We start from the raw sequence: 21,022 nt of genomic DNA, 5'->3' as shown, positions 1-21,022 counted from the left end.
TACCATCGGCGCATCCATGGAACTCAACGAGATCCTCCAGATTGCGCTCCGCGGCGGTGCCTCCGACATCCACCTCAAGGCGGGCCTGCCGCCCATGTTCCGTGTCGACGGCTCGCTGGTCCCGCTGAAGGACGGCAAGCGGCTGCCTCCCGAGGAGGTGGCGCGCATGGTCTTCGGCATCATGAACGAGTTCCAGAAGGAGAAGTTCAAGCAGAGCAACGAGGTGGACCTGGCCTACGGCGTCCCCGGACTCGGCCGCTTCCGCGTCAACGTCTTCCAGCAGCGCGGCACCATCGGCGCGGTGATGCGCGTCATCCCCACCAAGGTGATGGCCATCAAGGAGCTGATGCTCCCGCCCATCCTGGAGAAGATCTGCCTGGACGAGCGCGGCCTCATCCTCGTCACCGGCACCACGGGCTCGGGTAAGTCCACCACGCTCGCGGCGATGATCGATCACATCAACGCCACCGAGACGAACCACATCATGACGATCGAGGATCCGATCGAGTTCCTCATCCGCGACAAGCGCTCCATCGTGAACCAGCGCGAGGTGGGCGTGGACACGATGTCGTTCGCCCAGGCGCTCAAGAGCGCGCTGCGGCAGGATCCGGACGTCATCCTGGTGGGCGAAATGCGAGACCACGAGACGATCGAAACGGCGCTCGCGGCGGCGGAGACGGGCCACCTGGTGATGTCCACGCTGCACACGCTGGACGCCACGGAGACGATCAACCGCATCGTCTCGGCCTTCCCGCCGTACCAGCAGAAGCAGGTGCGCATCCAGTTGGCGAGCGTGCTCAAGGCGGTGGTGAGCCAGCGTCTGATTCCGCGCGCGGACGGCAAGGGCCGCGTGGCCGCGGTGGAGGTGCTGCGCTGCACCGCCCGCGTGAAGGAGCTCATCGAGGACAAGGACCGGACGAAGGAGATTCCGGATGCCATCTCGCAGGGCTTCGACACGTATGGGATGCAGACCTTCGACCAGTCGCTGATGTCGCTGGTGAAGCAGGGGCTCGTCACCTACGAGGAGGCCCATCGGCAGGCCACGAATCCGGACGACTTCGCGCTGCGCTTCTCCGGCATCAGCGCCACCTCGGACTCGAAGTGGGACAACTTCGACGGGGGTGCCTCCAAGCCGGTGCCGGGCTCGGCCAGCTTCGGGCAGAACCAGCAACCCGCGCCCGCCATGACGCCGGCCCCGCGTGTGGCGGCTCCCGGGATGGCCGCGCCCCGTCCGGCGGCAGCCTCCGTGCCTCGTCCGGGTGTGCCCGCTGTTCCCGCCGCCGCGTCCCGGCCTGGGGTACCGGCCGTGGGAGCGGCCCGTCCCGCGGCTCCGGCTCCCGCGGCTCCGAAGGCGCCCGCCGCCGACGACGACTTCCAGATCGAGCGGTTCTAGGGCTCGCGGTGAATCCGCGTGGGTCTCGCGTGACGTCCCCTCTCCCTTTTGGGAGAGGGCTAGGGTGAGGGTTGTTGCCTTCCCACCTGGGCGTTCGAGTTACACAGCGTATCGCCGTAGACCCTCACCCCGTCCCTCTCCCAGAGGGAGAGGGCTGAACCCGGGTCACGCCTCCTCGTCCCCGAGCTGCGCCCGCAGCCGGGTGAGCCGCTGGGTGCCGATGAGCCCCTCCTTCGCCAGCAACTGGAGGAAGTCCACGGTGGCGCGCAGCCCGGCCTCCATCTCGGCCTCGGGCTTGGCGGCGATCTCGGTCTCGTAGAGCGCCTCCATGTGCTCGGGGTTGATGGGGGTGGGGCCCTCGCCCCAGGCGATGTTCACCAGGGCCCGCGAGATGTGCGCGCGCACGTTGCGCTCCGCCTCGTCCTTCGCCCCCTTCTCGAAGCCGAGGATGAGGGCATCCACCTGCTCTCGGGTGAGGGCGGCCAGGGAGGGCACCTCGCCGAGCGCCTCCTGGACGAACGAGCTGTCGAACGTCTCCACCTCCTCCTCGTAGCCGAAGGCCTCCTCCAGGAGGATGGCGGCGATGAAGGCATCCGTCTCGTCGTCGGTGGCGCCCTCGGACTTGAGGGACTCCCGGGCCTTCTGGGTGGCGTCCTTGAGCGCGGGGTCCTCGGCGATGGCGCGTGTGGCGGCGTAGGCGGCCAGGAAGACGACGGCCGCCTCGGCGTCCGAGGACAGGTGGCGCTTGCCCTTGCCGCCCATCAACTCGTTGCGCTTGTCGGGGTGGGCGGCGGCGATCTGGGCGAAGAGCCGCTCCTCGGGCCCGAGAGGCTCTCCGTTCTTCTCCTTCTCGAGCGTCTCGCGGGCGGCTTCGGGGCTGAGGTAGCGGGTGATGAGGGGGTGCATGCCGCGCCTGTTACCACATGCTAGAGAGCAGGCGATGGACTTCACCCCCGAGGACGTCAAACGTGCGACGGACGCGTGCCTGCGACTGTTGGCCGTGCGGGCCCGCAGCCGGCACGAATTGCTGACGGCGCTCGAGCGCAAGGGCTTCTCCGAGCCGGTGCGCGAAGCGGCGTTGGAGCAGGTGGCGGGGTGGGGCTACCTGGATGACGAGCGCTTCGCCCGGGACCGGGCGGCGGTGCTGCTCCAGCGGGGGAAATATGGCCCCCAGGCCGTGGAGCAGCGGCTCCAGGCCCACGGGCTGAGCCGCGAGGCGGCGAGCGAGGCGGTGGCCGAGGCCCGTGGCTCGGTGGAGTTCGACGCGGAGGCCACGGCGCGCCAGGTGCTGGCGCAGCGGGGCCTGTCCGGCCGGAAGCTGGGACCCAAGGAGCATGCCCGGGCCGGCCGTCTCCTATTCAGCCGGGGTTTCTCCGAGGACGTCATCCAGCGGGTACTCGGTGACGCGGCGCTGGAACCTTCGGGTCCGGACGATTAGCTTGCTTCCCTACCCATGCGTCTCCTTCGAGCTGCCTGCCTGACTGCCTTCCTGTGTACCGCCGCCGGCTGCGCGGCCCTCTCCTCCGGCCAGTCCGGGGATCCGGACTTCGCCTCGGATGCCGCCGCCAACCTCCAATTGGGCGACGAGGCCGTGGAGCGGAAGGACTTCCTCCAGGCCGAGCGGTATTACGAGCACGTCCGGACCAAGTACCCCTACCTCGAGGTGGCCAACGAGGCCGAGCTGAAGCTGGCGGACCTCGCCTACGCCCAGGAGACGTACCCGGAGGCGCGCGAGAAGTACCAGTCCTTCATCAAGCTCCACCCCACGCACCCCAAGGTGGACTACGCCGCATACCGCTCGGCCCTCTCGCACTACGCGGACATCCCCTCGGACTTCTTCATCCTGCCTCCGTCGACGGAGAAGGATCAGACGGAGATCCGGGCGGCGCTGGTCTCCCTGAACGACTTCGTGCGCCAGTACCCCAACTCGCAGTACGTCGCCGAGGCGAAGAAGAACATCGAGGACACGCGCCGGCGGCTGGCCGAGCACGAGCTGTACGTGGCTTCCTTCTACGCCAGGCGCGAGCGCTGGAAGGCCGTGGTGCAGCGGCTGGAGGGGCTGTTGAAGAACTACCCGGGCACCTCCGTCGAGGAGAAGGCCCTCTTCGATCTGCATGAGGCCTATGTGAAGCTCAACGACGCCGAGCAGGCGAAGCAGACGCTGCAGCGGATCATCGAGCGCCTTCCCGGGACGCCCGCCGCCGAGCGGGCGCGGAGGATGATGGGCTCGTGAGGATGGGCTCATGAGGAGCGCCGAGGACTGGAGCCGACTGGGTGGGGTGGTCATCACCGTGCTGGCCGTCGCGGCCGTGGCGGTGCTCCTTGTGCCCCGGCTCCTGGGCGTGGCCGCCGGGCCCGAGGCGGAGATCATCACCGCCCTGAAGAGCACCGAGCGGGACGGGCTGTCGCTGACCCTGCCCGGAGTGGAGGAGCCTCTCCGGTCCCAGAAGCACTACTTCGCGCGCATCACCGTCAACGTGGAGCCCGGAGGAGAGCGGGCCGTGGCCTGGGCGACCCTGGACTTCGACGGCCTGCTGGGCCGCACGGCCATCAGCTCCCTGGGTGTGGAGCGGGTGCCCTTCGTCCGCCGCGAAGGGGAGTGGGTGCCGGAGCGCCTGGCCGCGCCCCGGCTGGCGGCGGTGGTCCGGGTGCTGGAGTCCCGGCGCCGGGCGCTGGAGGCGGGAGACCGCGAGGCCCTCAAGGCCCTGCTCGCGCCGGGACTGGAGTCGGCCACGGGGGGAGGGGAGGCGGAGCTGGAGCGGGTGCTGGGGCTCCAGCGGCGCCGCTACCGGGCGGAGACGTGGCTGCTGCGGCTGGAGCGGGACGACGCGGTGGCCACCGAGGCCTGGCGCTTGGAGGGACAACTGCCTTCCCGGCCCGTGGACGAGAGGGGCCAGCGCCGGTTCTCGCTCATTCGTCACGAAGAGGAATTCTTGTTTTCGTCCAGTCTCATGTAGGCTAGGCGCCATCGCAGCAGGGCTCAGCCGGGTGGGACGGACAGGGCAGTGGGAGGGAGGCTGAAGGCCATGGCCACACTCATCATCGAGGTCGTAGCACCGTGAGCACTCCGAGCGGATCGCCGGCGAAGACGTACGCGCTCAAGTTCATCTCCGGCAAGTACCAGGGCGGTGAGTTCCCGCTGAAGGCGGAGAAGCAGATCGTCATCGGCCGTTCGAGCGAGCTGGACATGGTGCTCGTCGAGGACATGGTGTCGCGCAAGCACGCGCGCATCATGGTCAACGGGACCGGGCAGATCTCCATCGAGGACCTCGGCTCGACGAACGGCACGTTCGTCAACGGCGAGAAGGTCAAGCAGGCGACGCTCAAGGAGGGGGACCGCATCCTCATCGGCACCTCCATCCTGAAGCTCATCCTGCAGGGCGTGGGGGCGGGCGAGGTCGACGAGGCGGTGGCCAAGCAGCGCCTGGAAGAGGTGGCGGTGCAGGCGGCGCGGACCTCGACGAAGGCCTCGTCCATGACGGGGAAGATCGAGGAGATTCCGCTGCCGGACCTGCTGCAGCTCTTCCACACGTCCAAGAAGAACGGCGTGCTGGTGGTCACCAACGACCACGAGGCGAAGATCTACCTGCGCCAGGGCCGCGTGTACTACGCGGTCATCGACGAGAACCACAACCTGGGTCCTCAGAAGAGCTTCAACCGCATCATCACCTGGGAGCAGGGTGACTTCGAGCTGCAGCCGGCCGACCCCCAGGAGTTCATGGTGGAGCTGGACTCGTCCACCGAGGCGCTCCTGATGGACGCGCTGAGGCAGCTGGACGAGTACAAGCGCATCCAGAAGGATCTGCCGTCGATGGCCACGCAGCTGTCGCTGGCGATGCCGATGACGGCGAAGCTGCGCGAGCTGACGCCGGAGCTGCTGGACGTGCTGCAGCAGGTGCACAACTACGGCTCGTTGGGTGGGGTGCTGGACCACTCGGAGCAGGACGACGTGCAGGCGGCCGAGGCGGTGTTGCAGCTCATCAAGCGCGACTACGTGCGCGCCAGCTGACGGGGTTCATCGTGTCCGAAGAGCAGAAGCCGCGCCGGCTCACCGAGCTGGCGCATTGCGCGGGTTGAGCGGCGAAAATCCGCGCCGCGGATCTGGCGCAGGTCCTGCGCCAACTGAAGACTTCGAAGGATACGAGGGCGCTGGTGGGCTTCAACACCAACGATGACGCGGCTGTGTATCGAGTGGCGCCCGGGCTGGCGCTGGTGAGCACGGTGGACTTCTTCCCGCCGGTGGTGGACGACCCGTACCAGTTCGGGGCCATCGCCGCGGCGAACGCACTGTCGGACATCTACGCCATGGGGGCCAAGCCCCTGTTCGCGCTCAACCTGGTGGGCTTCCCGAAGGACCGGCCCATGGAGGAGCTGTCGCGGATTCTCGCGGGCGGCCAGGCGAAGGCGGACGAGGCGGGCATCCCCATCCTGGGCGGACACTCGGTGCAGGACCCCGAGCCGAAGTACGGGCTGGCGGTGACGGGTCAGGTGCACCCGAAGAAGGTGCTGACGAACGCCGGGGCGAAGCCGGGCGACGTGCTGCTGCTGACGAAGCCCCTGGGCTCGGGCATCGCGACCACGGCCATCAAGCGCGGCGTGGCGTCCAAGGAGCTGACGAAGCGCGTGGTGGCGCTGATGTCGGAGCTGAACAAGAAGCCGGGAGAGGTGTTCGCCTCGGGGAAATTCAAGGTGAACGCCCTCACGGACGTGACGGGCTACGGCCTGTTGGGGCACCTGCTGGAGATGATGACGGGGGCGAAGACCAGGGCCTTCCTGGACCTGGAGCGCATCCCCATCCTCTCGGAGGTGCCGGCGCTGGCGCAGCAGGGCGTGGTGCCGGGCGGGACGAAGTCCAACCTCGCCCACGTGGGCAAGAAGGTGCGCTTCCCCAAGGGGCTGCCCGAGGACATCCAGTGGGTGCTCGCCGACGCGCAGACGAACGGAGGCCTGTTGGCCTCGGTGCCCGCGAAGGACGTGGCCAAGGCCTACCGCGCGCTGGAGAAGGCCGGCGTGGACGTGGCCCTCATCGGTGAGGTGGGCGAGGGCCGCCCCGGCGTCGAAGTCGTGGGTTGAAGGACATACGGCCGGCCGCTGGCGCTCCACCGGGAGCGCCTCTACGATCCGCTTCGGCCATGACACTCCGCCTCCCCCCCCTCGTCGGCGTGCTCGTCCTGCTGTGTCTACCCTCCGCCTCCCCCGCGGCCGAGCGCCCCGCGCGCATCGTGGTGGATCCGGGCCATGGTGGAGACAAGGGCGGGGCCACGAGCCCCACGGGCCTGCTCGAGAAGGACGTGTCGCTGCAGGTGGCGAAGCGGCTGAGGGATCACCTGGAGGAGGAACTGGGCGCGCAGGTGCTGATGACGCGGGAAGAGGACCAGTCGCTGCCCCTGCCCGAGCGGGTGGAGTTCACCAACAAGCAGCGGCCGGACCTCTTCGTCTCCATCCACTGCAACGCGATGCCCACCCGGCGCACCCGCGCGCGCGTCCAGGGCATCGAGACGTACTTCCTCTCGGCCAGCGCCTCCAACGCCACGGCGCGGGCGGCCGCGGACCGTGAGAACGCCGAGGCTCCAGCAGCGCGGGGTGCACGGGGAGACTCCACGCTGGCCTTCATCCTCCACGACCTGGCCCGCACCGAGGCGCACCAGGACTCCTCGCGCCTGGCGTACGCCATCCACCAGAAGCTCATCGCGGCCACGGGGGGCTCGGACCGGGGGGTGCTGCAGGCGCCCTTCTACGTGCTCAACGGCGTCGAGGCCCCCGCCGTCCTCGTGGAGATTGGCTACATCTCGCACCCGGAGGAGGGGAGCCGGCTGGCCCGCGGCGAGTACCAGGAGCGGCTCGCCACCGCCATCACCGAGGGCGTGCGGGCCTTCCTGGCCGAGGTGCGCCGGCGCGATTCGCCCAAGCCCGCGAAGGTGGCGGCTCCCGCGACGCCCTGACAGAGGAGCGACAGAGGAGCGCACTCGCGACGGACAGCGGGGCGGCGCGTCTGCTAGAGAGGCGGCCCGTTTCCCTAGCCGAGGAGCCTCCCCATGCGGTCCTTCAACCGTGGGGCGCTGGACATGCGCCCCGTTACCCTCACCCCCGCCATCACCCGTCACGCCGAGGGCTCGACCCAGGTGGAGTTCGGCGATACCCGCGTGCTCGTCACCTGCTCCGTGGAGGAGAAGGTGCCGCCCCACCTGATGGGCAAGGGCTCCGGCTGGGTGACGGCCGAGTACGGCATGCTGCCGCGCTCCACGCATACCCGCACGCAGCGTGAGGCCGCCAAGGGCAAGCAGACCGGGCGCACGCTGGAGATTCAACGGCTCATCGGCCGCTCCATGCGCGCCGCGGTGGACCTGCCGGGCCTGGGCGTGCGCACCTTCACCCTGGACTGCGACGTCCTCCAGGCCGACGGCGGCACCCGCACCGCCTCCATCACCGGCGCCTACGTGGCCCTGGTGCTCGCCATGCGCAAGCTGCACAAGGCCGGGGTGATGCCGCGCATGCCCAAGCTCACCCCCATCGCCGCCGTGTCCGTGGGCGTGGTGAAGGGCGAGGTGCGGGTGGACCTCGACTACGACGAGGACTCCTCCGCCGACGTGGACCTGAACCTGGTGGCCACCGGAGACGGCCGCATCGTCGAGGTGCAGGGCACCGCCGAGCACCAGCTCTTCGACCGCAAGACGATGGACGCGATGCTGGACGCGGGCCTGGCCACCATCCGCCAGCTCACCGAGGCCCAGCAGAAGGTGCTCGGCGCATGAAGCCCCGTCTGCTCTTCGCCACCGGCAACGCGGGCAAGCTGCGCGAGCTGCGTGGACTCGTGGGGGACGCCGTGGAGGTGGTCTCCCTCGAGGAGCTGCCGCCCATCCCCGAGCCCGAGGAGTCCGGCGCCACCTTCGCGGAGAACGCCGAGCTCAAGGCCCGCGCCTACGCCGCGGCGAGCGGACTGCCGGCCCTGGCGGACGACTCGGGGTTGTGCGTGGACGCACTGGGAGGCCGTCCTGGCGTGCACTCCGCGCGTTACGCCGAGGGGGATGACAAGGCGCGCTACCAGAAGCTGCTCGCCGAGCTGTCGGGCGTCCCGGACGACAAGCGCACCGCCGCCTTCGCGTGCGCGCTCTGCCTGGTGCGTCCGGGCGGGGGCCCCGCCATCATCGAGGTGGGCCGCTGCGAGGGCCGCATCGGCCACGAGCCCCGGGGCTCCCACGGCTTCGGCTACGATCCGGTCTTCGTCCTTCCGGGCGGCAAGACGATGGCGGAGCTGACGTCCGAGGAGAAGGCGGCCATCTCGCACCGGGGTGTCGCCTTCCAGAAGATGCTGCCCCATCTGAGGGCGATGGCGGGCGGACCACCTGTTGGAGGGTGAGCAGGCGTCAGGAACGTTTGCCTTGCGCGTCCGTTCCGGATGGTTCAACAATGTTGAGCTTCATCGGGGCGTAGCGCAGCCTGGTAGCGCACCTGCCTTGGGCGCAGGGGGTCGGAGGTTCAAATCCTCTCGCCCCGATACAGCAGTACCGCGGTAACGGAGTGGATTGCGTGCCAGTAGCTCAGCTGGATAGAGCATCGGCCTTCTAAGCCGAGGGTCGTGGGTTCGAGTCCCGCCTGGCGCGAGTTCTCGAGGGGCTGGAATCGTGGGGAACACCCCCGCTGGTTCCAGCCCCTTCTTCTTCGCGGGCCCTTGCGGCAAGGGCCCCTCCGCCGTCCGCGGGTTCAGCGCACGAAGCGGTCCCAGCTCCCGTAGGACTCTCGCTTGGGGCCGCGCGGCAGGGAGAGCGCCGCCACGGCCACTCCGGCCAGCAGGCCCACCACCTTCGCCATCATGCCGCCGCCGCCGAGCACCCACGGCAGTACCGCCACCGCCCCGGCGAGCGGGAGGTTGAGCATGCGTGCCAGGCGGAACACCTCTCCCCAGGCCACCACCGAGGCCGTGACAATGAAGGCCCCGCACAGATGGAAGACCGCCGACGCGGGCTTCTGCACGGCCAGGAGGCCGGGGACGGCCATCAGTCCCACGCCCAGCAGCGCGCACAGTGCGAGTCCCCAGGGAACACTCATCCCCCAGAGGCCCGCGCGCACCACCTTCACGGGCGCCTCCGGGAACGCCTGCACTCCCGGGTCACGCTCGTCGGGCTGGGAGCCCTCGGGCTCTCCCCCCTTCCAGAACACCTTCCAGAGGCTCTCTCCGCGCCGCTTCGCCTGCACCAGGTGCTGGCCCATGGCCACCACCTCGTCGCCCTCCAGCGGAAGCATGGGCAGCATGATGGCGGCGGCCAGCAAGCAGAACGTGCACCACTCGCCCACCACCACCGGCTGGGAGATGACGAGCCCGATGTGCACCAGCCCCAGGGGAATCACCAGGATGCCGTAGAAGGTCACCATCCAGGGCATGGTGCGCCAGCGGGCGGGGCTTCCCATGAAGCCCATGAGGAACTCGAAGGTGTAGGCGAGGGTGCCGAGCGCCGCGTCCGAGATGGGCAGCGAATGGCTCATGTTCGAGTTGAGCACGTTGCGTGTGCTCTCCCCGAAGAAGGGATCCCAGATGGTGTCGATGTAGCCGAGCTGGAAGGCGGCGAGGTAGCGCGAGACGAGGAAGCCCACGAAGCCCAGGCCAATCATCACCGCGCGCTGCGGCCAGCTGGAGGGGTTGTACGTCCAGCCCGGTGGCCGCGGCGGGCCCATCTTCATGTAGCGCACCATGCCCGGCATGCCCGGCACGAGGAGGGAGAGCGCGATGACGAGCATGCCGACCAGCGTGCCATTGAGGTAGCTGACCGCCGTGGGCGCCCAGAAGAGGACAGGCGCCATCGAAAGCCAGATGCCCACGAAGCAGCAGGCCCACTGGCTGAGGGGGCGGCCGGGCTTGAGGCTGCGCCAGCCGAAGAAGAGGAGCGCCAGGCCGCTGAGCACGTCGCTCCCGCCCATCAACCGGACCCGCCACTCCATCGACAGCCACACGTCCCGGCCGCCGCTGGGCTCCACGCGCATGCCCGCCTGCCCGAAGGTGAGGGGCGCCAGCACCATCCACACCCCGAGCAGGATGATGCTCCACCACACCCACACCGTCTGGGCGTGGTGCATGCCGAGCATCTTCTTCCGGTCCTCGGAGGACATGGCGTGTCCCCCGCCGTGTCCCTTCTTGCCGCCGTGTTCGGGCCCGTGCTGCTTGTGCTGGCGCGGGCCCATGGGGCGAGTCACCCCGCGCTTGCCCATGCCTCCATGGCCCTCTCCGGAGTGCCGCTCGCCCCCAGCGCCGTGGCCCTCTTTCTCGGGTCTCCCCTCTGGCTCCTGTCCCTCATGCGGGCCCTCGTGCTCACTCATGGTGTATGGCCTCCTGGTCTTGCCCCAAGTTGGGGGGCTCTGGAGAGGGGGGGGATTTCCTTCCAGGAGACAGCAGGGCCGCCTGGCCGCCGTGATGGCTCCAGCCGAGCCCCTCGGGTGCCCGTGCCCGGCGGGTGGTTGCCTGTCCGTGTGGTGGGGGAGGGGCCAACGAGGGTAGCGCCCCACCCACGCATGCACAGCGTCATCCCTGGGAAGGCGAGCGGGTGGAGTGCGGTGGCGGCGGGGACGGCTGTGCGCCGCGGCGGCCTGCGCGCTGCGTGCCCGGGGGCCAGGAGACGGCCCGCCGCGAGGGGCCACCGTCCACCGTGATGCGACGGCATGGCCGAGGAGAGACCCATGGGCGAGACCGGCGGCAAGCAGCAGCGGGTGATGGACGGGGGGGCTCGCCAGGGCGACCTGCCGCTGCGCGACTACGCCCTCATCGGTGATGGGCACACCGCGGCGCTCGTGGCGCGTGATGGCTCGGTGGACTGGCTCTGTCCCGGGCGCTTCGACGCGCCAGCGGTCTTCTGCCGCCTGTTGGATGCACGCAAGGGCGGTTTCTTCCGGGTGGGGCCGGTGGGACCGGCGCGCGTGGCCTGGCGTTATGTGGGCCACACCAACATTCTCGAGACCGAGTGGCAGACGCCCTCCGGGCGGTTGAGGGTGACGGACCTGATGCCACTGCCTGCGCGGGCGGAGGAGGCGGGCTCGCGCCTCTTGCGCCGGGTGGAGTGCCTGGCGGGGCAGGTGGACGTTGCCGTGGACTTCGTCCCCACCCCCGACTATGCGCGCGCCGAGGCCCGGCTCGCTCCCGTGGACGGGGGGTGGAGTGCCTCCGGTGCGGGGCAGGGCCTCCGCCTCGTCATCCACGGCGGCCTGGCGGTGCAACAGGTCCAGCACGGGGTGCGGGGCCACTTCGTCCTGCACGCGGGCGAGGTGCGGTGGCTGGCGCTGACCGCCGGAAGGGAGGTGGCGCCCAGGGCCCCGACAGCGGAAGCGGCGGAGGCGGCGCTCGCCCACACCCAGCGCGGTTGGGAGGAGTGGAGCGCGCGGGGGCGCTACGACGGGCCGTACGCGGACGTGCTCCGGCGCAGCGCCCTCCTGCTCAAGCTGCTCACCCATACGCCCACCGGTGCGGTGGTGGCCGCGCCCACCACCTCGCTGCCCGAGGCGCCGGGCGGGAGGCGCAACTGGGACTACCGCTTCTGCTGGCTCCGCGACTCGGCGTGGAGCGTGGAGGCCTTGATGGGCCTGGGCTACCACGACGAGTCCATGGCCTTCCTCGGCTGGCTGAAGCAGCGGGGGCACGCCAGCCGGGTGCCGGCCATCCTCTACGCGGTGGATGGCACGACGCCGAAGGAGGAAGTGGAGCTGCCACACCTGGCCGGCTGGCGCGGCTCACGGCCGGTACGGGTCGGCAACGGGGCCGCTGCCCAGCGGCAGAACGACGTCTTCGGGGAGGTGGTGAATGCCATCTACCTCTGCTCGGAGGCCATGCCCTCCATGCGTCCACTGGAGCCGGAGCTCTGGGCCCTGGTGACGAGGCTGGCGGACGTCGCCGCCGAGCGCTGGCACCAGCCCGGCCGAGGGATGTGGGAGCTGCGCGGCCCCTCACGGCACTTCCTCACGTCCCGGCTGCTGTGCTGGGTGGCGCTCGATCGCGCACTGAAGATGGCCAGGCGGGATGGGCTGGAAATGCCTGAGCGGCGTGACACCTGGGAGCGGGCGCGGGAGGGGGCACGCAGGAGTCTCCTGGAGGAGGGCTTCCACTCCGGGGCTCAGGCCTTCACCTGGGCGATTGGCGAGGAGGAGCTCGGAGCCGGCCCACTCCTCCTGCCCCGCTATGGCCTGCTGCCCGCGGACGATCCGCGGATGGCCGCCACGGAGGCCCGCCTCGCCGAGCGGCTCGCGGACGGAGGATTGCTGCGCCGCTACGCCGCGGATGACGGGCTTCCAGGGCGGGAGGGCACCTTCACCGCCTGCAACTTCTGGTGGGTCGACTTCCTCGCGCTCGCCGGGCGGCTGGACGAGGCGCACGCGCTCTTCGGCCGGCTGCTCGAGTACGCGAACGACCTCGGCCTCATGTCGGAGGAGGTGGACCCGCGAACGGGCGAGTTGTGGGGGAACCATCCCCAGGGATTCACACACCTCACGCTCATCCGGGCCGCGCTCACCTTGGGGGAGGCCGAGACGCGACGGCGGGGCCGTGCTCCCGCTGCGCCGGCGGCGGTCCACCACGGGAAATCCCCGGCCTGACGCCTCGGAGGTGCGCGTGACGACTGGCGGAGCCCTGTGAACGGGAGCCGCCCCGCGCGACCAGCGCCGGGCCGCCTACCTCGCCGCCCATCCCTGGCGTGGCCCCTGGAGGCGGGTGGGGAGGTTGGAAAGTCCCTGCCCGTTGGAGGATTCGCCCCCCCGCCTGGCGCGCCACCCTCTCCGTGGTGACAAAAGGGGCTTGAACCGTAACGGTTTCCACGGTAGGGAAGCCGCCACGCTTCAGCGCGGTTGTTCCCGCGTGGGTTGTTCGTCGTAACGGCGGCCATAGCTCAACTGGTTAGAGCGCAGGACTGTGACTCCTGAGGTTACCGGTTCGATCCCGGTTGGCCGCCCTCTTTGCATCCCCCCCGCTTTTCGCGCCTATAGCTCAACTGGATAGAGCATCGGCCTTCGAAGCCGAGGGTTGGGGGTTCAAGTCCCTCTGGGCGCACAGCAGCACCCCCTTGCGAGGGTGCTGCCACGCTCGACCTCAGGCCTTGGCGTCCACCGCGGGAACGCGGCAGCGCAGCTCGGCCTCGGTCTCGAGCGCCGCGAGGTTCTCGCGCATCGGCCGGGCCCACTTCGCCTTGGGCTGCTCCATCAACTTCTCGTGAGCCAGGTCGATCGTCTCGGCCAGCTCCTCGTCGTTGAGCTCGGAGGCCGTCTTGCCCTTGTGCGGACCGAAGGCCACCACCACCGACGAGCTCTTCAGCTTCGCCGGGGCCTCCACGGCCGGAGTGGGCTCGGCGGCGGGAGCCGGCTCGGGGGCCTTCTCCCGGGCCTTCACGTCCTTCGCCGGAGTCTCCCGGGCCACCACGGGCTCGCGGACCTCCTTGGCGGAGGTGGCCGCGGGACGCGCCTTCACGGACTCCCGGACCGGCTCGGGCTCACGCACGGTCTCCCTGTGCGTCTCCTGGGCCTGCACGGGCGCCGGTTCCGGAGCCGCGGGCGGGGGAGGGAAGGACGCCTTCACCGGACCGGAGCGCGCACCCAGCACCTCGTAGCCGTGCGACGCCGCGGGCTCGGCCTGTGTGGGCTCGAACTCCTCGGCCGGCATCTCCTCGCGCACGTACAGGCCGCCGAAGGCCTCGGGGTACGCCTTGCGCAGCGCCGCCACGCGCGCGCACTTCTCGATCATCGTCGTGGGAATCTTGGCCCACAGCGGCGTCTGCTGGACGTAGCCCGCGAAGTCCAGCCACACCACCACCGGCAACTTCCCGTCCCTCACCACGCGCGACCAGGCTCCCACCAGGCTGCCCTTGCGCTTGGCCGGGTTGAAGCGGTGCAGCACCTCGCCCCTGCCCTGGTCCACGATGATCTCATCCTCGGCGTACACCGCACTCGCCTGGATGCCCTTGAAGTCCGGGAAGCGCTCCGCGCGCGCCAGCATCCCCGCCTCCGAGGGCTGGAACTCGTAGCGAGTCACCCAGTTGGGCTTCTCCCGGTTGCCCGCGTTCTGCCGCCGGGCCACGCAGAAGGCCTCCTTCAGCAACGGGTCCAACCCGGAGCGCTTGCACTGCTCGATGAAGAGGGCGAACTCGTCCTCCCCGATTCCTCGGGGGCAGATGGTCCGCTTGATGAGTTCCACGCGCTCGGAGCTCCACTGGCCCTGCGCGGTTTCCGCCTTGTTGTGTGCTTCCACTGCTCTGTCTCCGCCTTCGAAAAGGGCGAACGACCTCCGTCCGCCCGCACCTCGGGGAGGATTCAACCCTGGACGGCGCGCGTTGGCATCCCAATACTGAACGCCTGTCCAGCGCCAGCTCGGAGGGCAGACGGGCTCAGCGGAGGGGGTCTGGAGGGGTTGCGAGAGGGTGCGAAAAAAAGCATTTGACGTGGACCGCGTCGCACCGTACAAGCCGTCCCCGTCGACGCGCGGTGACGAACCGCGGCGGCGCACAAGAGTCGGGAGCGTAGCTCAATTGGTAGAGCAATGGACTCTTAATCCATAGGTTGTGGGTTCGATTCCCTCCGCTCTCAACAGACCGGGGCCCCTTCAGCGATGAGGGGGCCCCGGTTCCTTTTTGGGCTCCTGGATTGCCGTGCGCCGGAGCCCCGTTTTCGGGTTAGAACGCACGGTCAGCCCCCGGGCGGGTGGCGAAACTGGTAGACGCGCCAGACTTAGGATCTGGTACCGCAAGGTGTGAGGGTTCGAGTCCCTCCTCGCCCATTCCGGCCATTTCGCGTTGACCGGATCGGACCTATCTCCTAAACGCGCACGTCCTGCTTTCTTCTGTTCTTCACCCATTCGACACGCCGGCCGTGCCCGGCGCGAGCGAGGCATCCCCATGAAGGTCCAGATCGAGGAGCTCTCTCCCATCGAGAAGAAGCTCTCCATCGAGGTCGAGAACTCCCGCGTGACCGAGGAGCTCACCCGCGCGTATACCGCGCTCGGCAAGCAGGTGAAGCTGCCCGGTTTCCGGCAGGGCAAGGTTCCCCGCCGCATCCTCGAGCAGCGCTACCGGGAGCAGGTGGAGGACGAGGTCATCCAGCGCGTGGTGCAGAGCGCCTGGCTGGAGGCCGCCCGTGAGCACAAGGTGGACGCCGTGGCCCCGCCGCAGGTGACCAACAACTCCGGTCTCAAGACCGACGCCCCCTTCACCTTCGAGGCGCGCGTCGAGGTGAAGCCCAAGGTGGAGGCCAAGGACTACCAGGGTCTGCCCCTCACCCGTTCCTCCACCCAGGTGGAGGACAAGGAGGTGGACGACCGCCTGACCCAGCTGCGGGAGAGCATGGCGCGGCTGGAGAACGTCGAGGGCCGTGACACGGCGCAGATGGGCGACTTCGCCTCCGTGGACTACCACGCCACCGTGGAGGGCAAGGACTTCCCCGGCAGCAAGGCCGACGACGTGACGGTGGAGCTGGCCCCTGGCGAGCTGGTGGAGTCCAACGTGGCCGCCCTCGAGGGCACCAAGGTGGGCGAGGCCAAGGAGCTGGACTACACCTTCCCCGCCGACTACCGGGTGGAGGACGTCAAGGGCAAGACGGCCCGCTTCAAGTTCACCGTCAAGGGCCTGAAGAAGAAGGTCGTCCCCGAGCTCGACGACGCCTTCGCCAAGGAGACGGGCGAGGCCCAGACGATGGAGGAGCTGCGCGGGAAGATCCGCGCGGACCTGGAGCAGGGCAAGCGCAACAAGGCCCAGGGCGAGGAGCGCGACGCGCTCTTCAAGGCCCTCATCGAGCGCAACTCCTTCGAGGTGCCCAAGGCGATGGTGGAGCGCACCATCGACAACATGCTGGAGAACCGGCTGCGCGCCATGGCCCGCATGGGCATGGATCCCCGCCAGCTCAACCTGGACTTCGCCCGGCTGCGCGAGGACCTGCGTGAGGAGGCCACCAAGGAGGTGAAGGGGGCGCTGCTCATCGAGGCCATTGCTCAGAAGGAGAACATCCAGACCAGCGACGCCGACGTGGAGAAGAAGCTCGAGGAGCTGGCCAAGGAGGCGAAGCAGGACATCTCCGTCGTCCGCAAGTACTTCAAGGGCGCCAACGAGCGCGAGGGGTTGAGCCTCCGACTTCGCGAAGAAAAGACGATTGAATTCCTGAAGGGTCAGGCGAAGTATTCCTAGGAGTTCTTCTTCCTTCGACCCTTCACGAGGTTGTCATGCCCTTCATGCCCGTTCCCTACGTCATCGAGCAGACCCACCGCGGGGAGCGCTCGTACGACATCTACAGCCGGCTCCTGAAGGACCGGATCGTCATGTTGGGCACGGAGATCGACGATGACGTCGCCAACGTCATCGTCGCCCAGCTCCTGTTCCTGGAGTCCGAGGACCCGGACAAGGACATCAACCTCTACATCAACTCGCCCGGTGGCTCCGTGACGGCGGGCCTCGCCATCTACGACACCATGCAGTACGTGAAGCCGCAGGTGTCCACCATCTGTGTGGGCCAGGCGGCCTCCATGGGCGCGGTGCTGTTGCTTGCCGGGGCCAAGGGCAAGCGCTACGCCCTGCCCAGCTCGCGCATCATGATCCACCAGCCGCTGGGCGGGGTGCGCGGGCAGGCCACGGATATTGAAATCCAGGCCAAGGAAATCCTCCGCATGCGGGCCAAGCTCAACGAGCTCATCGTCAAGCACACCGGCCAGCCGATCGAGCGTGTGGAGAAGGACACGGATCGCGACTACTTCATGGGGGCGGCGGAGGCCAAGGCGTACGGCATCCTCGACGAGGTGCAGAACCCCCGGAAGGTGCTGACGCCGCCCACGGGCGAGCGCAAGTAGGCGCCCCCTCGCGGGGCATACGGGCCGGAGCCGCGGGAATGCTGCACCGCGTCTCCGGCTTCTGTTTTCTGCGCCTGTCGTTTTGGGCCGTTAAGTATCGAGCAGGTGCGTGGACGTCCCGGACAGGGGCTGACTAGATTGGTTTCAAGGCAGGGGGGCGGGCCGGTTGGGGAGCGCACCTCCAGGCAGTTGCAGCGAGGGCAAACATGGCGGGTAAGAACGTGGAGAAGCGAGATAACCAGTCCCTCTGCTGTTCGTTCTGCGGCAAATCGCAGAAAGAGGTGAAGAAGCTCATCGCGGGACCGACGGTCTACATCTGCGACGAGTGCATCGGGCTGTGCAACGACATCATCGCGGAGGAGATCGACCGCGAGGAGACCAAGGACACGAAGCTGCGCATTCCGCGGCCCAGTGAGATCAAGGCCATCCTCGACGAGTACGTGATCGGCCAGGAGCGGGCGAAGAAGACGCTCTCGGTGGCGGTGCACAACCACTACAAGCGCATCGAGTCCAAGGTGGCCATGGACGACGTGGAGCTGCAGAAGAGCAACATCCTTCTGCTGGGCCCCACGGGCAGCGGCAAGACGCTGCTGGCGCAGACGTTGGCGCGCATCCTCAACGTGCCCTTCACCATCGCGGACGCCACGTGCCTCACCGAGGCCGGCTACGTGGGTGAGGACGTCGAGAACATCATCGTCAACCTGCTCCAGGCGGCTGACCACGACATCGAGCGGGCCCAGCGCGGCATCGTCTACATCGACGAGATCGACAAGATCGCCCGCAAGTCGGAGAACCCGTCCATCACCCGCGACGTGTCGGGCGAGGGCGTGCAGCAGGCCCTGCTGAAGATCATCGAGGGCACCGTCGCCAATGTTCCGCCGAAGGGTGGCCGCAAGCACCCGCAGCAGGAGTTCCTGCAGGTGGACACGACGAACATCCTCTTCATCTGCGGCGGCGCCTTCGGCGGGCTGGAGCAGGTCATCGAGCGGCGGCTGGGCGGCCGCAGCCTGGGCTTCGGCGCGGACATCCAGTCCAAGAAGCAGCGCAACCTCACCGAGCTGCTCAAGCAGGTGGAGCCGGAGGACCTGCTGAAGTTCGGAATGATTCCGGAGTTCATCGGCCGTCTGCCCATCGTGACGGCGCTCGAGGAGCTGGACGAGTCGGCGCTGGTGAACATCCTCAGCCAGCCGAAGAACGCGCTGACGAAGCAGTACAAGAAGCTCTTCGAGCTGGACGGCATCTCGCTGAAGTTCACGGATGGGGCGCTCAAGGCGATTGCCTCCGAGGCCATCCGCCGCAAGGCGGGAGCGCGCGGCCTGCGCTCCATCCTGGAGAGCGCGATGCTGGACGTGATGTACGAGCTGCCCTCGCGCAAGACGGCCCGCGAGGTGGTGATCTCCGAGGAGGTCATCCTCAAGAAGAGCGAGCCGGTGGTGCTCCACTCCCAGGAGAACAAGGAGACGGAGCCCAAGAAGGAGAGCGCGTAGTCGCGCAAACCCTCACCCCGACCCTCTCCCAGAGGGAGAGGGCCCAATGGGTTGCTCACGGTGTATGTCCCCTCTCCCCCTGGGAGAGGGCCAGGGTGAGGGTCTTCCCCTCGCCGCACCGTGCCGCATGAGCGCCCCCTCCAGTCCCGCGCTTTTCGTGGGACGGACGGGGGCGTTGCCTTATCTGCTGTCCCTCATATGGAGACGAAGCGGATGAATCACCCAGCCACGCGGACCGAGGCGGTGGTGGACACCCTGCACGGGGTGGAGGTGGCGGACCCGTACCGCTGGCTCGAGGACGAGAAGTCCCCCGAGGTCCAGGCGTGGATGAAGGCCCAGAACGCCTTCACCCGGGAGCACCTCGAGCGGCTCCCCGGCCGCGAGGCCCTGCGGCGGCGCTACACGGAGCTCTTCTACGTGGAGTCCCTGTCCGCGCCGGCGGTGCGGGGAAACCGCTACTTCTACGTCCGCACCCACAAGGACAAGGAAAAGGCCGTCGTCTACTGGCGCGAGGGCGAGAAGGGCGAGGAGCGCGTCCTGCTGGACCCGAACACCTGGAGCCCGGACGGCACGGTGTCGCTCGGGGTCTGGGTGCCCTCGTGGGACGGCCGGAAGGTGGCCTTCAGCCGCAAGCCGAACGCGGCGGACGAGGCCATCCTCCACGTGCTGGACGTGGACACGGGGAAGTGGAGCGAGGTGGACGTCATCGAGGGGGCCAAATACGCCTCCCCGAGCTGGACGCCGGACAACGAGTCCTTCTACTACGCATGGCTGCCCACGGACCCGTCCATCCCCGTGGCCGAGCGGCCCGGCTACACCGAGCTGCGCCTGCACCGGTTGGGCACGGATCCGAAGACGGACACCCTGGTGCACCCGCGCACGGGGGACCCGAAGACGTTCCTCGGCGGCAACGTCACCCGGGATGGCAAGTACCTCTTCGTCTACATCACCCGCGGCTGGAGCGAGAACGACGTCTGGTGGAAGCGGGTGGGGGAGAAGGACTTCCGCCTGCTGGTGAAGGGCGAGGGCGCCCGGTACTCGGTGGACGTCTGGGAGGACGCCTTCTACGTCCAGACCGACGAGGGCGCGCCCATGGAGCGCGTCTTCAAGGTGTCTCCCGAGCGGCCCGAGCGCTCGGCGTGGAAGGAGCTGGTTCCCGAGGACCCCACGGCCGCGCTGCAGGGCATGAACATCGTGGGCGGCCACCTGGCGCTGGCGTACCTGAAGGACGCCACCACGCGGGTGCGGCTGGTGACACTGGACGGCCAGCCGGTGCGCGACGTGGCGCTGCCGGGCCTGGGCGCGGCGAGCAACCTCTACGGCCTGGAGGATCGCGACGAGGCCTGGTTCGTCTACAGCTCCTTCAGCACTCCGCCGCAGGTCTACAAGACGTCCGTGTCCAGCGGGCGGGTGGAGCTGTGGGCCCGGGTGGAGCTGCCCATCGAGCCGGAGCGCTACACGGTGGAGCAGGCCTTCTACCGCTCCAGGGATGGCACGCGGGTGCCCCTCTTCCTGGTGCACCGCGAGGACCTGAAGAAGACGGGGGACAACCCGACGCTCCTCTACGGGTACGGCGGCTTCAACGTGAGCATGCTGCCCTCGTTCCGCTCCAGCATCTACCCCTGGCTGGACGCGGGGGGCATCTACGTGGTGGCCAACCTGCGCGGGGGAGGGGAGTACGGGAAGGCCTGGCACGAGGCCGGCCGCCTGGACCGCAAGCAGAACGTCTTCGACGACTTCCACGCGGCGGCCGAGTTCCTCATCCGCGAGGGCTATACCCGGCCCGACAAGCTGGCCATCGCCGGTGGCAGCAACGGCGGCCTGCTGGTGGGGGTCGCGATGACCCAGCGCCCGGAGCTCTTCGGGGCAGTGGTGTGCCAGGTACCCCTGCTGGACATGGTGCGTTACCACCTGTTCGGCAGTGGCAAGACGTGGATTCCGGAGTACGGCACGGCGGAAAAACCGGAGGACTTCCGGGTGCTTCACGCCTACTCGCCCTATCACCACGTGAGAGCGGGGGGGCGCTACCCAGCCCTCCTGATGATGGCCGCGGACCACGACGACCGGGTCGACCCCCTGCATGCCCGCAAGTTCGTGGCCCTCGTACAGAACGCGGGACATGCCGCGCCCGCCCTGTTACGTATCGAGGCCAACGCTGGACACGGCGGGGCGGACCAGGTGGCCAAGGCCATCGAGTCCAACGTGGACCTCTACAGCTTCCTTTTCGAGGTGCTGGGCGTTCAAGCGGGCGGCATTGCATCCGCTGCGAACGCAAATCGGGCCCGCTAAAGCACCGGCCGGACACCCGATGGCCCCCCGGGTGTTCCCTTGCTTGCAGGCCAACGTTCCCCA

General features: G+C 68.8%; 17 protein-coding genes and 6 tRNA genes. 20 read left to right on the top strand and 3 right to left on the bottom strand.

The features are described from left to right. The first annotated feature begins 16 nt into the window (after window positions 1-16). Window positions 17-1,393: a type IV pilus twitching motility protein PilT gene (locus Q664_RS34320; protein ID WP_043405426.1), complete on the top strand. Its 1,377-nt coding sequence runs from the start codon at window positions 17-19 to the stop codon at window positions 1,391-1,393. A 165-nt stretch (window positions 1,394-1,558) separates the two neighbouring features. On the opposite strand, the gene Q664_RS34315 is transcribed toward Q664_RS34320, so the two are convergent. Continuing rightward, window positions 1,559-2,299 carry a hypothetical protein gene (locus Q664_RS34315; protein ID WP_043405423.1) on the bottom strand — a complete coding sequence of 247 codons (741 nt, stop codon included), beginning with the start codon at window positions 2,297-2,299 and terminating at the stop codon, window positions 1,559-1,561. 34 nt (window positions 2,300-2,333) lie between these two features. Here Q664_RS34315 and Q664_RS34310 point away from each other — a divergent pair, with 34 nt between their 5' ends. From Q664_RS34310 to Q664_RS34265, 10 genes are all read left to right on the top strand, one after another. Continuing rightward, window positions 2,334-2,831: a regulatory protein RecX gene (locus Q664_RS34310; protein ID WP_043405420.1), complete on the top strand. Its 498-nt coding sequence runs from the start codon at window positions 2,334-2,336 to the stop codon at window positions 2,829-2,831. A 15-nt stretch (window positions 2,832-2,846) separates the two neighbouring features. Further along, the gene (locus Q664_RS34305; protein ID WP_043405417.1) at window positions 2,847-3,626 is read left to right on the top strand and encodes an outer membrane protein assembly factor BamD; all 780 of its coding nucleotides are present in this window, start codon (window positions 2,847-2,849) and stop codon (window positions 3,624-3,626) included. A gap of 10 nt (window positions 3,627-3,636) precedes the next feature. Continuing rightward, window positions 3,637-4,350: a hypothetical protein gene (locus tag Q664_RS34300; protein ID WP_043405414.1), complete on the top strand. Its 714-nt coding sequence runs from the start codon at window positions 3,637-3,639 to the stop codon at window positions 4,348-4,350. A gap of 101 nt (window positions 4,351-4,451) precedes the next feature. Then, entirely contained in the window at window positions 4,452-5,402 is a 951-nt protein-coding gene (locus Q664_RS34295; protein WP_043405412.1) for a DUF4388 domain-containing protein, read from the top strand. 11 nt (window positions 5,403-5,413) lie between these two features. Continuing rightward, window positions 5,414-6,466, top strand: a complete 1,053-nt coding sequence (selD, locus tag Q664_RS34290) for a selenide, water dikinase SelD (protein ID WP_200883803.1) — start codon at window positions 5,414-5,416, stop codon at window positions 6,464-6,466. A 59-nt stretch (window positions 6,467-6,525) separates the two neighbouring features. After that, on the top strand, window positions 6,526-7,335 hold the full coding sequence (locus Q664_RS34285; protein ID WP_043405409.1) for an N-acetylmuramoyl-L-alanine amidase family protein: 810 nt from the start codon (window positions 6,526-6,528) through the stop codon (window positions 7,333-7,335). Window positions 7,336-7,428: 93 nt separating this feature from the next. Then, window positions 7,429-8,145, top strand: a complete 717-nt coding sequence (gene rph, locus Q664_RS34280) for a ribonuclease PH (protein ID WP_043405406.1) — start codon at window positions 7,429-7,431, stop codon at window positions 8,143-8,145. Further along, the gene (gene rdgB / locus Q664_RS34275; RefSeq protein ID WP_043405403.1) at window positions 8,142-8,750 is read left to right on the top strand and encodes an RdgB/HAM1 family non-canonical purine NTP pyrophosphatase; all 609 of its coding nucleotides are present in this window, start codon (window positions 8,142-8,144) and stop codon (window positions 8,748-8,750) included. Before rph ends, rdgB begins: the two co-directional genes overlap by 4 nt. Before the next feature lie 64 nt (window positions 8,751-8,814). Further along, window positions 8,815-8,888: transfer RNA gene (locus tag Q664_RS34270), tRNA-Pro, on the top strand. A gap of 32 nt (window positions 8,889-8,920) precedes the next feature. Further along, window positions 8,921-8,994, top strand: a tRNA-Arg gene (locus Q664_RS34265). Between the two features lie 100 nt (window positions 8,995-9,094). On the opposite strand, the gene Q664_RS34260 is transcribed toward Q664_RS34265, so the two are convergent. Beyond that, complete coding sequence (locus Q664_RS34260) at window positions 9,095-10,702, bottom strand: vitamin K epoxide reductase family protein (protein ID WP_084610544.1); 1,608 nt, start codon at window positions 10,700-10,702, stop codon at window positions 9,095-9,097. 357 nt (window positions 10,703-11,059) lie between these two features. On the opposite strand from Q664_RS34260, the gene Q664_RS34255 reads away from it, so the two are divergent. The 3 genes from Q664_RS34255 (at window position 11,060) to Q664_RS34245 (ending at window position 13,412) form a co-directional block, all read left to right on the top strand. After that, window positions 11,060-12,961 (top strand): glycoside hydrolase family 15 protein, encoded by a 1,902-nt coding sequence (locus Q664_RS34255; RefSeq protein ID WP_052519019.1) that lies wholly within the window; start codon window positions 11,060-11,062, stop codon window positions 12,959-12,961. Window positions 12,962-13,240: 279 nt separating this feature from the next. Further along, window positions 13,241-13,314: transfer RNA gene (locus tag Q664_RS34250), tRNA-His, on the top strand. Between the two features lie 24 nt (window positions 13,315-13,338). Continuing rightward, window positions 13,339-13,412 (top strand) — tRNA-Arg (locus Q664_RS34245). 39 nt (window positions 13,413-13,451) lie between these two features. Here Q664_RS34245 and bet read toward each other — a convergent pair. After that, a complete protein-coding gene (bet, locus tag Q664_RS34240) occupies window positions 13,452-14,603 on the bottom strand; it encodes a phage recombination protein Bet (protein WP_043405401.1) in 1,152 nt (383 codons plus the stop codon). 262 nt (window positions 14,604-14,865) lie between these two features. Here bet and Q664_RS34235 point away from each other — a divergent pair. From Q664_RS34235 to Q664_RS34210, 6 genes are all read left to right on the top strand, one after another. Next, window positions 14,866-14,938: transfer RNA gene (locus tag Q664_RS34235), tRNA-Lys, on the top strand. 108 nt (window positions 14,939-15,046) lie between these two features. Then, window positions 15,047-15,128: transfer RNA gene (locus Q664_RS34230), tRNA-Leu, on the top strand. 118 nt (window positions 15,129-15,246) lie between these two features. Beyond that, window positions 15,247-16,527 carry a trigger factor gene (gene tig, locus Q664_RS34225; protein ID WP_043405398.1) on the top strand — a complete coding sequence of 427 codons (1,281 nt, stop codon included), beginning with the start codon at window positions 15,247-15,249 and terminating at the stop codon, window positions 16,525-16,527. A 35-nt stretch (window positions 16,528-16,562) separates the two neighbouring features. Further along, entirely contained in the window at window positions 16,563-17,183 is a 621-nt protein-coding gene (gene clpP, locus Q664_RS34220) for an ATP-dependent Clp endopeptidase proteolytic subunit ClpP (protein WP_043405396.1), read from the top strand. Between the two features lie 206 nt (window positions 17,184-17,389). Beyond that, on the top strand, window positions 17,390-18,670 hold the full coding sequence (clpX, locus tag Q664_RS34215) for an ATP-dependent Clp protease ATP-binding subunit ClpX (protein ID WP_043405394.1): 1,281 nt from the start codon (window positions 17,390-17,392) through the stop codon (window positions 18,668-18,670). A 213-nt stretch (window positions 18,671-18,883) separates the two neighbouring features. After that, entirely contained in the window at window positions 18,884-20,959 is a 2,076-nt protein-coding gene (locus Q664_RS34210) for a prolyl oligopeptidase family serine peptidase (protein ID WP_043405392.1), read from the top strand. Window positions 20,960-21,022 lie beyond the last annotated feature (63 nt).

It is taken from the genome of Archangium violaceum Cb vi76, from assembly GCF_000733295.1.
GTDB classification, from domain to species: Bacteria; Myxococcota; Myxococcia; order Myxococcales; family Myxococcaceae; genus Archangium; species Archangium violaceum.
Note: the sequence above shows the minus strand (reverse complement) of the source record. Positions and strands in the feature narration are given on the sequence as shown.